This window comes from Aromatoleum sp., assembly GCF_036675785.1.
Lineage (GTDB): Bacteria > Pseudomonadota > Gammaproteobacteria > Burkholderiales > Rhodocyclaceae > Aromatoleum.
In genome coordinates this window covers 80,524-95,026 of sequence record NZ_JAKFEF010000074.1, presented here as the reverse complement: position 1 = coordinate 95,026, position 14,503 = coordinate 80,524, and the positions used below count along the sequence as shown (strand labels likewise).

Annotated in this window: 13 protein-coding genes; 7 read left to right on the top strand and 6 right to left on the bottom strand. The window is 68.4% G+C overall.

Translation table 11 applies throughout. From position 1 onward, the window contains the following. Positions 1–92: 92 nt before the first annotated feature. A complete protein-coding gene (locus tag V6M37_RS16060) occupies positions 93–1,904 on the top strand; it encodes a M61 family metallopeptidase (RefSeq protein WP_332674996.1) in 1,812 nt (603 codons plus the stop codon). A gap of 131 nt (positions 1,905–2,035) precedes the next feature. Here the strand turns inward: V6M37_RS16060 and V6M37_RS16055 are convergent, their stop codons facing one another. From V6M37_RS16055 to lexA, 4 genes are all read right to left on the bottom strand, one after another. Next, the gene (locus tag V6M37_RS16055; RefSeq protein WP_332674994.1) at positions 2,036–3,412 is read right to left on the bottom strand and encodes an MATE family efflux transporter; all 1,377 of its coding nucleotides are present in this window, start codon (positions 3,410–3,412) and stop codon (positions 2,036–2,038) included. 67 nt (positions 3,413–3,479) lie between these two features. Continuing rightward, positions 3,480–4,910: a Y-family DNA polymerase gene (locus tag V6M37_RS16050; RefSeq protein WP_332674993.1), complete on the bottom strand. Its 1,431-nt coding sequence runs from the start codon at positions 4,908–4,910 to the stop codon at positions 3,480–3,482. After that, positions 4,846–5,604, bottom strand: coding sequence for a translesion DNA synthesis-associated protein ImuA (gene imuA, locus V6M37_RS16045; protein ID WP_332674991.1), 759 nt, complete (start codon positions 5,602–5,604; stop codon positions 4,846–4,848). The genes V6M37_RS16050 and imuA overlap by 65 nt, the downstream gene beginning before the upstream one ends. A gap of 39 nt (positions 5,605–5,643) precedes the next feature. Further along, positions 5,644–6,255: a transcriptional repressor LexA gene (gene lexA, locus V6M37_RS16040; protein WP_332674989.1), complete on the bottom strand. Its 612-nt coding sequence runs from the start codon at positions 6,253–6,255 to the stop codon at positions 5,644–5,646. A gap of 284 nt (positions 6,256–6,539) precedes the next feature. Between lexA and V6M37_RS16035 the strand changes: the two genes are divergently transcribed. The 3 genes from V6M37_RS16035 to V6M37_RS16025 all read left to right on the top strand — a co-directional run bounded on the left by V6M37_RS16035 (position 6,540) and on the right by V6M37_RS16025 (position 9,617). Beyond that, entirely contained in the window at positions 6,540–7,052 is a 513-nt protein-coding gene (locus tag V6M37_RS16035) for a peroxiredoxin (RefSeq protein WP_332674987.1), read from the top strand. Beyond that, complete coding sequence (locus V6M37_RS16030) at positions 7,018–7,497, top strand: FKBP-type peptidyl-prolyl cis-trans isomerase (protein WP_332674985.1); 480 nt, start codon at positions 7,018–7,020, stop codon at positions 7,495–7,497. Before V6M37_RS16035 ends, V6M37_RS16030 begins: the two co-directional genes overlap by 35 nt. 68 nt (positions 7,498–7,565) lie before the next feature. Beyond that, positions 7,566–9,617, top strand: coding sequence for an ABC transporter ATP-binding protein (locus V6M37_RS16025; RefSeq protein WP_332674983.1), 2,052 nt, complete (start codon positions 7,566–7,568; stop codon positions 9,615–9,617). A 73-nt stretch (positions 9,618–9,690) separates the two neighbouring features. Here the strand turns inward: V6M37_RS16025 and V6M37_RS16020 are convergent, their stop codons facing one another. Beyond that, positions 9,691–11,187, bottom strand: coding sequence for a transglycosylase SLT domain-containing protein (locus V6M37_RS16020; protein ID WP_332674981.1), 1,497 nt, complete (start codon positions 11,185–11,187; stop codon positions 9,691–9,693). A 194-nt stretch (positions 11,188–11,381) separates the two neighbouring features. Between V6M37_RS16020 and V6M37_RS16015 the strand changes: the two genes are divergently transcribed. Beyond that, positions 11,382–12,347, top strand: coding sequence for a diguanylate cyclase (locus V6M37_RS16015; protein WP_332674980.1), 966 nt, complete (start codon positions 11,382–11,384; stop codon positions 12,345–12,347). A 99-nt stretch (positions 12,348–12,446) separates the two neighbouring features. Here V6M37_RS16015 and gloB read toward each other — a convergent pair whose 3' ends face one another. Then, positions 12,447–13,238, bottom strand: a complete 792-nt coding sequence (gene gloB / locus V6M37_RS16010; protein WP_332675015.1) for a hydroxyacylglutathione hydrolase — start codon at positions 13,236–13,238, stop codon at positions 12,447–12,449. Here gloB and V6M37_RS16005 point away from each other — a divergent pair. Both V6M37_RS16005 and rnhA read left to right on the top strand, forming a co-directional pair. Further along, positions 13,237–13,977, top strand: coding sequence for a class I SAM-dependent methyltransferase (locus tag V6M37_RS16005; RefSeq protein ID WP_332674978.1), 741 nt, complete (start codon positions 13,237–13,239; stop codon positions 13,975–13,977). The genes gloB and V6M37_RS16005 overlap by 2 nt on opposite strands. Beyond that, on the top strand, positions 13,974–14,435 hold the full coding sequence (gene rnhA, locus V6M37_RS16000) for a ribonuclease HI (protein ID WP_332674976.1): 462 nt from the start codon (positions 13,974–13,976) through the stop codon (positions 14,433–14,435). The genes V6M37_RS16005 and rnhA overlap by 4 nt, the downstream gene beginning before the upstream one ends. Positions 14,436–14,503: the final 68 nt, after the last annotated feature.

Below are 14,503 nucleotides of genomic sequence, written 5' to 3'. Positions count from 1 at the left end.
CATGTTGTATCTGCACAAAAAAGAGGCATCGGCGCAACAGTGCTGCGGGGCGCTAGAATCGCAGATCCCGTCAAACCCACCGCCACCCGTCGATGACCGATTTCCCGCCCATCCGCTACACGATCCTCCCCGCCCGGCCCGAAGCGCATCTTTTTGAAGTGACGTGCGAGGTCGCCGATCCCGACCCCGCCGGCCAGGTCTTCCGCCTCCCGGCGTGGATCCCCGGCAGCTACATGATCCGGGAGTTCGCACGCAACATCGTGACGCTGCGCGCGGAATCCCGGGGCGAACCGGTCGCGGTCGCGAAGCTCGACAAGCACACCTGGCAAGCGGGCGCGCTTCCCGCCGGGAGCCCGGTGACGCTGCGCTACGAGGTGTATGCGTGGGACCTGTCGGTGCGCGCGGCACATCTGGATACGACGCACGGGTTCTTCAACGGCCCGAGCGTCTTCGTCGCGGTCGAGGGCAAGACCGGGCGCGCCTGCCTCGTCGATATCCGTCCGCCGGAAGGAGCCGCGAGGCGCGGGTGGAAAGTCGCGACGACGCTGCCGCCGGCGACGGGCGAAGCTGGCGCCGCGGCGCCGCTGGCGTTCGGGCTCCACCGCGCCGCGAACTACGACGAGCTCGTCGATCATCCGGTCGAAATGGGATGCTTCACGCACGCGGTCTTCGAGGCCGCCGGCGTTCCGCACGAGATCGCGCTGACCGGTCGCCATGATTGCGACATCGAGCGGCTGCGCGCGGACCTCGCGCGGATCTGCGACTGGCAGATTCGCCTCTTCGGCACGCCGGCGCCGGTCGAGCGATACCTGTTCCTCGCGATGATCGTCGGCGACGGCTACGGCGGGCTCGAACACCGCGCGTCGACGGCGCTTCTGGCGAGCCGCGGCGATCTCCCGTACGTCGGCATGACGGATCCGACCGATGGCTACCGGACCTTCCTCGGCTTGTGCAGCCACGAGTATTTCCACACCTGGAACGTCAAGCGCATCAAGCCCGCGGCCTTCACGCCGTACGACTTCTCGAACGAGAACTACACGCGGCTGCTGTGGGCCTTCGAAGGCTTCACGTCGTACTACGACGACCTCGCGCTCGTGCGCTCCGGCGTGATCACGATCGAGGATTACCTCGGCTTGCTCGGCAAGGCGGTTTCAGGCGTGTTGCGCGGGAGAGGGCGACTGAAGCAGAGCGTCGCGGACTCCTCGTTCGACGCGTGGATCAAGTATTACCGGCAGGACGAGAACGCGCCGAACGCGATTGTCAGCTATTACGCGAAGGGCTCGCTGATCGCGCTTGCGCTCGACCTGCAACTGCGCGCCGCGAGCCGCGGCGAGGCGAGTCTCGACGACGTGATGCGCCTGCTGTGGCAGCGGCACGGGCAGACCGGGCGGGGCGTCGAGGAGAACGGCCTGTTCGCGGTCGTCGAGGAGGTCGGCGAAGGCGCACGCAAGGGGATGGGGCGCAGGCTCGCGCGCTGGCTGCGGCACGCGGTCGAGGGCACCGACGATCTGCCGCTCGCCGACCTCCTGAGGCCGTTCGGCATCGAGTATCGCGCCGAGGTGATCGGCAAGGCCCCGGTGCTGGGCGTCAAGCTCGCAGGCGGTGGCGGCGAGGTGAAACTCGCGAGCGTGTTCGACGGCGGGCCAGCGCAAGCGGCCGGACTCTCGGCGGGCGATGTGATCCTCGCGATCGACGGCCTCAAGGTCACCCCGGCGTCGATCGATGCGCAGCTCGCGCGCAGAAAGGCCGGTGACCGGATCGAGATCCACGCGTTTCGCCGCGACGAACTGATGCGATTCGACGTCGACCTCGCGGCGGCGCCGGAGGATACCGTCAAGCTCGCGGCGAGCACGAAGCCGACGGGTGCGGCACGGGCGCTGCAAAAGGGCTGGCTCGGGGCCTGAAAGAGCGGCGCCGCGCGGCGGGTGTCTCGGCGCCCGGGCGTCTCGAGCATTTCCATTACGGGCAGTTCGCTGCGCGGGCCGGTGTGCTCCCGGATGCTCCCCGGGTCGTTCGGCGGGGGGCGAGCAGCGCGCTACAGCCCGACGGACGCGGCCGCGCGTTGGCGCCGCGTCACGATTCGCAGCAGGTAACCGAACAGTAGCGACGCGGCGACGGTCGACGCGACGCCGGCCTCCCAGAACCCGGCGACGTTCGGCGCCGCCGCGCGCGAGCCGGCGTGGAAGGCCATCCAGTAGCCGCCGCCGAGCCCGATTCCCCAGAAGCAGAGCGCGTGCAGGAGCATCGGCAGGAACGTGACCTTGTAGCCGCGCAGCGCATGCGCGGCGACGGTCTGGATCGCATCGAAGAGCTGGTAGATGCAGATGTAGAGGATCAGTCCGAGCGCGACCGCGCGCACCGCGACGTCCTCCGAAAAGAGGCCGACGATCAGTTCGCGCGCGAGCCAAAGCACCGCGCCGACGAGCGAGACGACCGTGGCGGTCAGGAGCATCCCGACGCGCACCGTCGCTTCGGCCCGGCGCCAGTCGCGAGCGCCCCCGGCGTGGCCGACGAGCACGAGGATCGCGATCGACATCGCGAGCGGCAGCATGTAGACGAGCGCTGCGAGGTTCGCGACCACACGATGACCGGCGACCGATTCGGCGCCGAGGCGGGCGGCGAACAGCGCGATCAGCGTGAAGGACGAGACCTCGATGAAGGTCGACAGCCCCATCGGCACGCCGAGCTTCAGCAGCGAAAAAAGCTCCTTCCGCCGCGGCGATTGCCAGCGCGTGAACAGGTGATAGCGGCGATACGCGGGGTTGCGGGCGAGGTAGAGCGTGCCGCAGCACAGCGCGATCCAATTGACGACGGCCGTCGACAAGCCGCAGCCGATCACTCCGAGCGGCGCGAGGCCGATGTGTCCGTTGACGAGCGCCCACGAAAGCGGGACGTGGGTCGTCGTCGTGATGAAGCTGATCGCCATCAGCGCCCGCGGCCGTCCGAGCGCGTTGTTGAACGCGTAGAAAGTCCGGTACAGCAGCACCGCGGGCAGGCCGGCCGCGGTCGCGAGCAGATAACCGCGGGTCTTGGCGCCGACGTCGTCCGGCACGCTGCTGAGTGCGAGGAGGAAGTCGGGAAAGGCGAGCAGCGCGATGCCGGGCAGCGCTAGCATGAAGGCGAGCCAGAAACCTTGCTGCAGCGCCGGGCCGATCTCGTCGTCACGGCCGGCGCCGAAATGATGCGCGACGGTCGGGGCGACCGCCTGCAGCACGCCGACCAGCAGCATCACGACGGACACATAGACGCCGTTGCCGACGGCGACCGCCGCGAGGTCGAGCGTGCCGTAGCGGCCGGCGATGATGGTGTCGGCGATCATCATGCTCATCGACAGCAATTGCGCGACGAGCACCGGCCAGGCGTGATGGAGCAGGCGACGGGCGATGACGAGCGGGGAGTCGGGGGCGCTCACGGGGACAGGAGGCTGCGGGGGAAGGGATGCCGACCGGGAGCTTGCGGTCGGCCGGGGAACGCGGAGTTTAGCCAAAAAAACCATGCACATACCAGCCGCCGGGCGGATCGAGGCGCTCGAACACCCAGCTCAGCACGGCATCCGGCGTGCGCGCGACGTAATAGTCGCGGCGCACGTCGTCGCCGTCCCACCAGCCCGATTCGATGCGTTCCGGTCCGCTCAGCAGCGTGAAGCCTCGCATCGAGCCGAGTGCGCGGGGTTCGTCGATCAGCCATAGCGGGCGCGGCCCCGGGCCGCAGACGCCGCGGGCAGGGCGCGAACCGGGCTCGGCCGGCCGCCACGCGCGTTCCGGCCGATGCTCGGCGACCGGAAGCACGGTGCGCACCGCGTCCGGGCCGAGTCGCGCCCGCAGGCGATCGAGCAGCAGCGTCGCGCTGTCGCGCGCGGTTTCGGGGTCGCCGAATAGATCCGGGGTGCGGGCGGGGAGCGTCGCGGGGGCCTCCGCGGACAGGCGCAGCGCCTCGACCGGCGCGGGCAGTGTCAGCGCGGCAAGATGCTCGCGTGCGAGCAGGGCGAGGCGCGCCTCGTCGCGTCCGGGCCGGCCGGTGACGATCTCGAGCAGGGTCTCCGGCACGTCCTCGTGTTCGAGGTACAGGCGGCAGCGGTCGAGCGCCGCATGGCGCGCGACAAGCCACGCGGTCAAGCCCGAGAACAGCCGGCCCGCGGCGAAAAGCAGCGGTTCCGTGCGCTCGACGCTCGCGGGCAGCACGATCCGCGACTCGAAGCGTGCCGCGGGGATGAACCAGGGACGCGGGTCGGGCTGTTCGCCGCGTGCCCGCGCCAGGGTGTCGATCACTGCGCTCGCCTGCCGTCGCGCGAGGCCATCGCGCGGCAAGCGGGCGACGTCCGCGATCCGGCGCACCCCGATGTCCCGCAGCAGCTCGAGCGTCGGCTTCGACACCGTCCCGCCGTCGCCGAGGAGGCCGACCGGCAGCGCGTCGAGGCTGCGCGCCCATCCTTTCGACGCGCGCATCAGCTTCCCGGGAGAGGTCCGCGCGAGCCAGCGGGCGGCGAGCGGTGTCGGCGCGGCGGCGATGCCCGCATTCAGGCCGAGCGGAACCAGCGCTTCGGCGATGCGCCGGGCGAGCGCGTCGAGGCCGCCGAACAGGCGCAGGCTTGCACTGACTTCGAGGAGGATCGTGTCGGGCTGATCGAGGCTCACGCAAGGCGTGAATTGCCCGGCCCACGTCCCGCACTCGTCGAGGGTCGTGGCCTCGAGCACGAAATCGCGGTCCCGCAACTGGAGTTGCGGCGCTACTGCCAGTGCACCGGCCACGCTGCGACCAGGTTCGACGCCGCGGGCGAGCGCTTCAGCCGTCGCAGCCACGATGCAGGCGCGGGGATGATGCTCGACCACCGCCAGCGTGCCCGGATCATCCACGCCTCGCGTGAATACCTGCAACGGCAAATCGGGGAGGGTCAGCGCAAACCAGAGCATCGTGAGTCGGATCGAGCGCGCGGCTCGGAGGTGGGTGCGGCGCCGAAGGCGAAAGGTCCGAAGCGGGGCGATCCGGAATCGTCAGCCGGATCGGGGCGGCAAGCGCCGGGCCGCGTCGTTTCAGGATATCGATCGTCAGCGCATCGACGGCCGGGGCGAGCCGCAACCGCAAACTTGCCGGCGACGACTGGATGGCGGCCGCGGCGGGGCGGAACAGGAACAGCGGTGTCGCGCTCTCTTCAGCGGCGAGTTGCAGACGACGCAGGGCAGCCGTATCGGCCCGCGCGAGCCAGGCCAGCACGACCTCGCAGCCGCCCGAGGCCAGCGCCTGGCGGATCGTCCACAGCGTTTCCGCGTGATCGTCGGGCGTCAGCAGCAGCAGTCGTTCGAGCGGCAGGCCGGCCGCGGCGAGCGCCGGCGCGTAGGGCAGATGCGGCGGCGCGATCCATGCGACCCAGCGTGCGGGCGCCACCGCGCGCAGCATCGGCAGCAGCAGGCCGAGTTCGCCGATGCCCGGCGCGTCGCCGAGCAACTCGATCAGCGCTCCGCGTGGCCAGCCCCCGCCCGGCAACTGCGCGTCGAGCGCCGCAAAACCGGTCGGCATTCCGGCTTCGGCCGGGCGCGCGAGCCGGTCGGCCTGCCAGACGAGGCCGGGCGGCAGCGCCGCGAGAGTGGCGAGAGCGGAGGCGGACATCGACGCGTGTCGTGCAAAAGGATTCGTCGCGGGGAATCGTCACAGCGAGCCATTGCGCACGAGCCCGACCGCAATTCCTTCGATCACGAGCGGTTCATTGCGGGTATCGACGACGATCGGCGCGAAATCGGGGTTCGCCGGCAGCAGACTGACGATCGGCCCTTTGCGGGAAAAGGTTTTTACGGTGACTTCGTCCTCGACCCGGGCGACGACGATCTGGCCGGGGCGCGCTTCGGGACTCCGATGCACGGCGAGCAGGTCGCCATCGAGGATGCCGGCGTCGCGCATGCTCGCGCCACGCACCCGCAGGAGATAGTCGGCCCGCGGCGAAAACAGCGCGGGATCGATCTGGTGGCGGGCCTCGACATGCTCGATCGCGAGGATGGGACTTCCTGCGGCGACGCGCCCGATCAGCGGCAGCCCGAGGGCCTCGACCAGGCGGATGCCGCGCGCGCGGCCTTCCTCGAGCAGGATCGCGCCTTTGGCGGCGAGCGCGCGCAGATGGCTTTCGGCGGCATTCGGCGACCGGAAGCCGAACGCGGTGCACACTTCCGCGCGGGTGGGAGGTCGCCCTTCCGACTCCACGGTCTGACGGATGAAGTCCAGGATCTCGGTCTGACGAGGGGTGAGGCTGTGTTCGCGGGGGCTCATCGGCGTCTCCAGGTTGACTGTATTTTTGAACAGTTATCGTCCGGCTGCAAGAAATACTTGCACGGCCTGGAGATCCCGCAGCGCCGGATGCTTCACGCTGCACTCCTCGGCAGCGAACGACTCTTCGCCTTGAGCCCGGCCCCTGCTGGTCTATCCCTTAAGGCAGCGATATCGACGCAAGCCCGCTCTGCCGGAAGGGTTTCAAGGCTGCCGATTCCCGTCCGACAACCGGTAGAGTTCGGCCCGGGTCTCCGCTAGAATCGTCCGCAGCTCAGGGAGATCACATGTTGCAGATAGGTGATATCGCGCCTTCGTTTTCATTGCCGGATGCTGACATGGACGTTTTCGACCTCGCTGCGGAACGCGGGAGGCACCATGTGGTCCTTTATTTCTACCCGCGCGACAACACGCCGGGATGCACGCTTCAGGCGGCCGACTTCAGCGATCACGAAGACGACTTTGCGCGCCACGACTGTATCGTGGTCGGCGTCAGTCCTGACGATTGCCTGACCCACGCCGAATTTCGCGATGAGCACGGGCTGTCCGTACGTCTGCTGTCGGACGTCGAGACGGAGGTTTGCCGCCTCTACCACGTGTGGCAAGCCCGGGAAGTCGATGGTGTAAGGAAGATGGGCGTGGCGCGGACGACCTTCGTCATCGACAAGGACGGAATCATCCGCCACACGCTCCACAACGTTGCTCCCCGCGGCCACGCGGCGGGGGTCTTCGAACTGATCAGGAAACTGCAAAAAGAGAGTCTTAATGGAAATCGTCAAGAACAGCGTGGTAACGCTTAACTACACCGTCGTCGATCCGGACGGCAATATGATCGACGACGGCCAGCAGCCGCTCGTCTACCTCCACGGCGGATACGACGGCATCTTCCCCGCGCTGGAAGAGGCGTTGCACGGCAAGAAGGTCGGCGACCAGCTGAAGGTCAAGCTGCAGCCCGAAGACGCTTTCGGCGACTACGACGAAGAACTGGTGCTGGTCGAGGACGTCAGCCAGTTCCCCGAAAACATCGAGGTCGGCATGTCCTTCGAGCGCGTCGGTGACGACGGCGAGGAGGAAATGATCTACCGCATCACCGACATCGCCGAGGGCAAGGTCGTCGTCGACGGCAACCACCCGCTGGCCGGCACCGCGCTCGTGTTCGACGTCACCGTTGCCGAGGTGCGTCCAGCGACCGCCGAGGAGTTGTCGCACGGGCACGTGCATGGGGCGGGCGGGCACCATCACTGATCGATCGATGCCGAACAAAGTGGGCCGCGAAAGCGGCCCTTTTTCCATCTCCCGCCCGACCTGATCCGATGACCGAAACGATAGCGAAAACCCGCCTGCGCCCGGCCGGGCTGCAGCGCCGAGTGCACGAGCCGCTGCTGGAGGTGAGCGGCCTGCGCGTGGCGATCGGCCGCGGGGAGAACCCGGTGCGGCCGGTGGACGGCGTGGGATTCTCGATCGCACGCGGGGAAACCTTCGCGCTGCTCGGAGAGTCCGGCTGTGGCAAGTCGATGACCGCGCTCGCGCTGGTGCGCCTGCTGCCCGACGGCGGGAGGATCGAGACGGGCATCGTGCGTTTCGCCGGACGCGATCTGCTCGCGGAGACCGAAGCGCGGATGCGGGAGGTCCGGGGCGGGCAGATCGCGATGATCTTCCAGGAGCCGTCGACGAGCCTCAATCCGGTCATGACCGTGATGAACCAGATCGGCGAGGTGTTGGCGCGGCATCGCGGGCTCGGCGGCGCGCCGGCACGCGCCGAGGCCCGCCGCCTGCTCGAGGCGGTGGGCATTCCGGACGCCGAGCGCCGCCTCGACGACTATCCGTTCCAGTTCTCCGGCGGGATGAAGCAGCGCGTGATGATCGCGATCGCGCTCGCCGGCGACCCCGAACTCCTGATTGCCGACGAGCCGACGACCGCGCTCGACGTGACAATCCAGGCGCAGGTGCTCGACCTCCTCGCGCGGCTGCAGGCCGAGCGCGGGATGGGCATGCTGCTGATCACGCACGACCTCGGCGTCGTGGCGCGGATGGCGCACCGGGTCGGCGTGATGTACGCGGGCGAACTCGTCGAAACCGCCACGCGAGCCGATTTCTTCCGCCGGCCGCTGCATCCATATTCGCGCAAGCTCTTCGCGGCGCTGCCGACCGACGCGCAGCGCGGCCGTCCGCTGATGGCGCTCGGCGGCAACGTGCCCGCGCTCGACCGAGAATTCGTCGGCTGCCGCTTCGCCGACCGCTGCCCTGACGCGTTCGGCCTTTGCCGGCGTGAAACTCCCGGCTGGGAGCACGTCGGCGATCAGGCGGTGCGCTGCCATCTCTATGCCGAAGGCCGCGCGCATCCGCAATCGGCCGGGCTCGAAGCCGAACCGTTCGCGGCCGGACGGCACCGCGAACAGGTGTTGCTCGACGTGCGCGACCTGAAGGTCCACTTTCCGGTACGCAAGGGCCTCTTCCGCCGCGAAGTGGGGCGCGTGAAGGCCGTCGATGGCGTCAGCCTGACCCTCGCCGCGGGCCGGACGCTTGCGCTCGTTGGCGAATCGGGCTGCGGCAAGACGACGGCCGGCAAGGCGATCCTGCAGCTCGTGGCAGCGACGGCCGGGGAGGTTTTCCTCGACGGCGCACTGCTCACCGGGCTGTCGCGCGCGGCGCTGCGCCCGCTGCGCCGTGCGTTCCAGATGGTGTTCCAAGACCCGTTCGCGTCGCTCAATCCGCGCATGCGCGTCGGCGAGATCATCGAGGAGGGGATGCTCGCGCTCGGGGTCGAGCCCGGGCGCGACGCCCGCTTACGACGCATCGACGACCTCCTGTCCCGCGTCGGTCTCGCGCCCGGGATGAAGTTCCGCTACCCGCACGAGTTCTCCGGCGGCCAGCGCCAGCGCATCGCGATCGCCCGCGCGCTCGCGGTGTCGCCACGGCTCATCGTCTGCGACGAGCCGACGAGCGCGCTCGACGTGTCGGTGCAGGCGCAAATCCTCAACCTGATGCGCGAGCTGCAGGCGGAATTCGGCCTCGCGTATCTCTTCATCACGCACAACCTCGGCGTCGTGAGCTGGCTCGCGCACGATGTCGCGGTGATGTACCTCGGCCGGATCGTCGAGCGCGGCCCGGTCGAACGCGTGCTCGCGGCGCCGGCGCATCCGTACACCCGTGCGCTCCTCGATGCCGTGCCGCACATCGACGCCGATCCGGACGCGCGGCCGGAGTCGTCGGTCGGAGACGAGCTGCCGTCACCGCTCGCGCCGCCCGCCGGCTGCCATTTCCATCCGCGATGCCCCTATGCGACCGATATCTGTCGGAAGCAGTATCCGGGAGAAACCGCGCGGGGCGGCGGGCAGGTGGTCCGGTGTCATTGGCCGTTGTAAGCGGCCCTGGAGCGATCTTCCGATAAGCGGGCGGGCAGGACCGGGACTCGGCCAGCCGCGCCTGCCACGTCGGTCACCGCTTGCGGTCGGCGGCCTTCTTCTTCGCGGCCGAGTTCGACGACCCGGCCTTCACCGGTGTGGCCGTCTTCTTCGACGAAGACGCGGTGGTCACTTTCCGGTTTTCCTTGCTCCCGCCTTTGCCGGCGCGCTTCGTAACCTGCTTGTTCGCGCCCTTGGTCTCGGTTGCGAGCTTCGTGCGGCCCTTTTTCTTTGCTTCGACCTTCTCGGGCTTGTCGAGTCCCCGCGCGGTCACGGACAGGCCCGTCCCTTCCGGTCGCTGCGGGATCAGGCGCACCGCATCCAGCGCGTCGTCCGGGTCGACGCCATGGGGTACGAGCAGCGCGTAACCCGTCCCGACGCGACTGCGCACGTTCAGGCCGTTGAGCGCGTAGAGCTGCGTCAGCGACAAGCCGTAGGTTTGCGCGACGGAAGCGAGTGTTTCGCCACGTTGAAGTTCGTGCGTTCGCCACAGCTTTCCGTTCTGTTCGTGCTCGGCCAGCCGCAGCTGGAACCTCGCGGCGCGGTCGACCGGGACGATCAGCGTGCTCTCTTCGGCGATGGCGGGGCGCTTGTAGCTCGGATTCAGCGCGATGAATTCTTCGAGTGGCATGTCGGCCATTCGGGCGGCCGTCGCGAGGTCGATGCCCGCCGGTGTCTCGATCGAGACGAAATGGCGGCTGTTCGCGACGTACGGCAGCTCGATGTGGAAGAGCTCCGGCTGCGCGACGATGTTCTTCAGCGCCTGCAGCTTCGGGACGTAGTTGCGCGTCTCATCGGGCATCCGCAACTGGCTGTATTCCGCGGGCAGACCGTCGTCAAGGTTGCGCTGGATCGCGCGACCGACGGCGCCTTCGCCCCAGTTGTAAGACGCGAGCGCGAGATGCCAGTCGCCGTGCATGTCGTAAATCGACTGCAGGTAGTCGAGGGCGGCCGCGGTCGAGGCGATGACGTCGCGGCGCTCGTCGACCCAGCTGTCCTGCGTGAGGTTGTAGCTGCGCCCGGTCGACGGGATGAACTGCCACAGGCCCGACGCGTGCGCGCGCGAATAGGCCATCGGGTTGTAGCTGCTCTCGACCATCGGCAGCAGCGCGAGCTCGGTCGGCATGCCGCGGCGTTCGAGCTCGTCGACGATGTGCCAGAGGTAGCGCCCGCCGCGCTCGAAAACCTTCTTCAGGAACGCCGGCCGGTTCAGGTAGAAAAGCTGTTGATCGGCGACCAGCGGTGTGTCGAGGTCCGGCATGCCGAAGCCACGGCGGATGCGGTCCCAGATGTCGTTCGCGTCGCGCGTGAGATCGAGCGTGAGCACGCGCGGCGTCGAGTTGGGGACTTCGACGAACTGCCCCGGAGGCGGTGCGAGTTTCGTCTGGACGGGGTCCGCCGGGCCCTGCTGTCGGGCCTTCTCGAGCTCCTGGGTCAGCGCGAGCGTCGTCGAATCGGGCGATGCGACCGCGCCGCCGCACAGCACGGCCAGACATAGCGCACACAGGATGCTTACGAAGGGAGTCGCCATGAAGCCGGCGCCGGAAAGGTGAAAAGAGGTGGACTCTAGGGGAGAGGGCCGGGGAGCGTCAAACCGCAATTCCCACATTCACGCCCGCTCCACGGTTCTTCGCCTCGAACCATCGCAGTCGTGCCGTTTTTCTCAGTGAATACCATCAAGTTGGTAGCATTATGTGCTATCGATTTTTGCACCCGGATACGTGGATGAAGGTTCTGCTGATCGAAGACACCGTCACGAGCGCGACGGTCGTCTGTCAGTTGCTCGACAAGATGGGCCTCGAATGGGTGCACGCGCGCGACGGTCGCGCGGGTATCGAGGCGTTCAAGACGGCTCGCCCGGACCTCGTCCTGCTCGACGTGATCATGCCCGGCATGGATGGCTTCGAGGCGGCGCAGCGGATCCGGCAGCTCGAAAAGGATGGCGAGTGGACTCCGATCATCTTCCTGTCCGCGAAGACCGGGGACGACGACCTCGAGCGCGGCATCGCCGTCGGAGGTGACGACTACCTCGCGAAGCCGATATCGGCTGCGGTCCTGAAGGCGAAGATCTGCGCGATGCAGCGGATCGCCCAGATGCGCTGCTCGCTGCTCGTGTTGACGCGAAAGCTCGACGAGGCGAACCGCGAGCTTACGCGGCTGTCGTCCGTCGACGGATTGACCGGAGTCGCGAACCGGCGCGCGTTCGACGCGACGCTGCTACGGGAATGGCGGCGGGCGGCGCGCGTCGGGACGACGATTTCGCTGTTCGTCATCGATGTCGATTGCTTCAAACAGTTCAACGACGCGTACGGCCATCAAGTCGGCGACGAATGCCTCAAGGCGGTCGCGCGGGCGCTGGAAGGCACGTCGCGCCGGCCGGCCGACTTCGTCGCGCGATACGGAGGCGAGGAGTTCGCGGTAGTGCTGCCGGACACTGCCGAAGACGGGGCGCGGATCGTCGCCGAGTCGATGCGCGACGCGGTCCAGTCGCTCGCGATCACGCATCGGTTCTCGAGCGCGGCCCGCGTCGTGACGGTCAGTATCGGCGCGGCGACGATGAAGGCCGACCGGGCTGACGAGGGCGGCTTCACCCGCCTGCTGAAATCGGCCGACGAGTCGCTTTACGAGGCGAAGCGCACCGGCCGCAACCGGGTGGCTCTTTCGTTGGCAGCGGCCGAAGCGAACCCGTGAGGGGCCCTCGTCCGGCGCGCGAAGCGACGGGAGTCGTTTTTCAGCGCCCCGCCCCCTCGACGAGACCGCACCCCCCGCCCGAAGACAGGCATCGCGGGCTCAGAACACGTCCTTCCAGGCCCTGAGCGCCGCGAAGCATTCCTCGCTCGTGGCCGGTCGCTTGCCCGCGTGGGCCGCGACGGCTTCGACGACTGCCGGCTCCGACGTTCGCAGGAATGGATTGACGCGCCTTTCGCGCTCGATCGTGCTCGGCAGTGTCGGGCGCCCGGCGTCGCGCAGCGCGCGGCATTCGGTTTCCCACGCGTCGCGCTCCCGGTTCTCCGGTTCGGCCGCGTGCGCGAACGCGAGATTGGCGAGCGTGTATTCGTGAGTGCAGTACACTGCCGTCTCTTCGGGAAGCGCCGCGAGGCGGCCGAGGGACGCATGGAGCTGGGCCGCGGTGCCGCCGAGGAGCCGGCCGCAACCGGCGCTGAACAGCGTGTCGCCGGGAAACAGGATGCCCGGCGCGAGGTAGGCGACGTGCGTCGCGGTGTGGCCGGGCACTTCGAGCACGCGAAAGCGGATGCCGAGCCGGTCGAGGACGGCTTCGTCACCCTCGACGACCGGGCGGTTGGTTTCCGCGATGTCGGCCGCGGCCGGTCCGAACACCGGAATGTCCCGGCGCGCGACGAGTTCGGCGACGCCGCCGACGTGGTCCGCGTGGTGATGCGTGAGCAGGATCGCACGCAGCTCGAGGCCGTGCTGCACGAGATAGTCTTCGACCACCGCCGCGTCACCGGGATCGACGACGGCCGCGTCCTGGCCCCGGCGCAGCAGCCACAGATAGTTATCCCGGAATGCGGGAAGAGGGATAATCGCGAACCCGCGGAAATTCGAGTACTGATCGTTCATGTCCATCCTCAGTCTGTCCGACTGGCTTGAAACCCCGCAGGGACAATACCTGTTGCAGTGGGAGCAGGCCAAGTTCGACGTCATGGTAGCCGACATCTTCGGCTATAACGCGGTTCAGATCGGCTTGCCGGAATGCGAGTTCCTGGGTGCAAACCGCATGCCGTTCCGCTTTCGCAGCGCCGCTTTCGGCGACGTCGCCGTGATCGCGAACACGGACGCGCTGCCGTTCGCGAGCGCGAGCCTCGATCTCGTGCTGCTGCCGCACGTGCTCGAGTTCTCGCGCAATCCGCACCAGGTGCTGCGCGAAGTCGAGCGCGTGCTGGTGCCCGAAGGCAGCGTCGTCATCAGCGGCTTCAATCCGCTGAGCCTGTGGGGCCTGCGCCGCCTTCTCGCGCGGCGCGGCGGGGCTTTTCCGTGGCGGGGCCAGTATCTGTCGGTGCGGCGGACGAAGGACTGGCTCGCGCTGCTCGGCTTCGAAACGCAGTCCGGCAGCTTCGGCTGCTACGCGCCGGCGGTGACGACGGGAAAATGGCTGGAGCGGTGGCGCTTCATGGACAAGGCGGGTGACCGCTGGTGGCCGTTCTTCGGCGGCACGTACATGCTTCAAGGAATCAAGCGGGTGCAGGGCATGCGACTGATCACCCCGAACTGGCGCGATCGGCGCGCCACGGCAAAACGGCTCTCACCGGTCGCGCAGCGGCGCCGACAGGTGCCGGGCGGAGTACAGAAAACGAAATGACGGAACAGATCGATATCTTCACCGACGGCGCGTGCAGCGGAAATCCCGGCCCAGGCGGCTGGGGCGCCATCCTGCGCGCGGGCCTGCACGAGAAGGAAATCTGGGGCGGCGAGCCGCAGACGACGAACAACCGCATGGAGCTGCTCGCGGTGATCCGTGCGCTCGAACTCCTGAAGCGCCCGGTCGTCGCGCGGGTGCATACCGACAGCCAGTACGTGCAGAAAGGCATTTCCGAGTGGATCCACGGCTGGAAGGCGCGCGGCTGGAAGACCGCGGCGAAGACGCCCGTGAAGAACGAGGACCTGTGGCGCGCGCTCGACGAGGCAGCGAGCCGGCACAAGGTCGATTGGGTATGGGTCAAGGGGCACGCCGGCCACGTCGAGAACGAACGCGCCGACGCGCTCGCGCGGCGGGGCGTCGAGGCCGTGCGCAAGCGTGGCACCGTCGTCGAAGGTTGATGAACCCGGCGCCGTCCAGACGCGGAACCGACGCGGCGAGCTGCCGCCCGCGGACCGACAATTTTTGA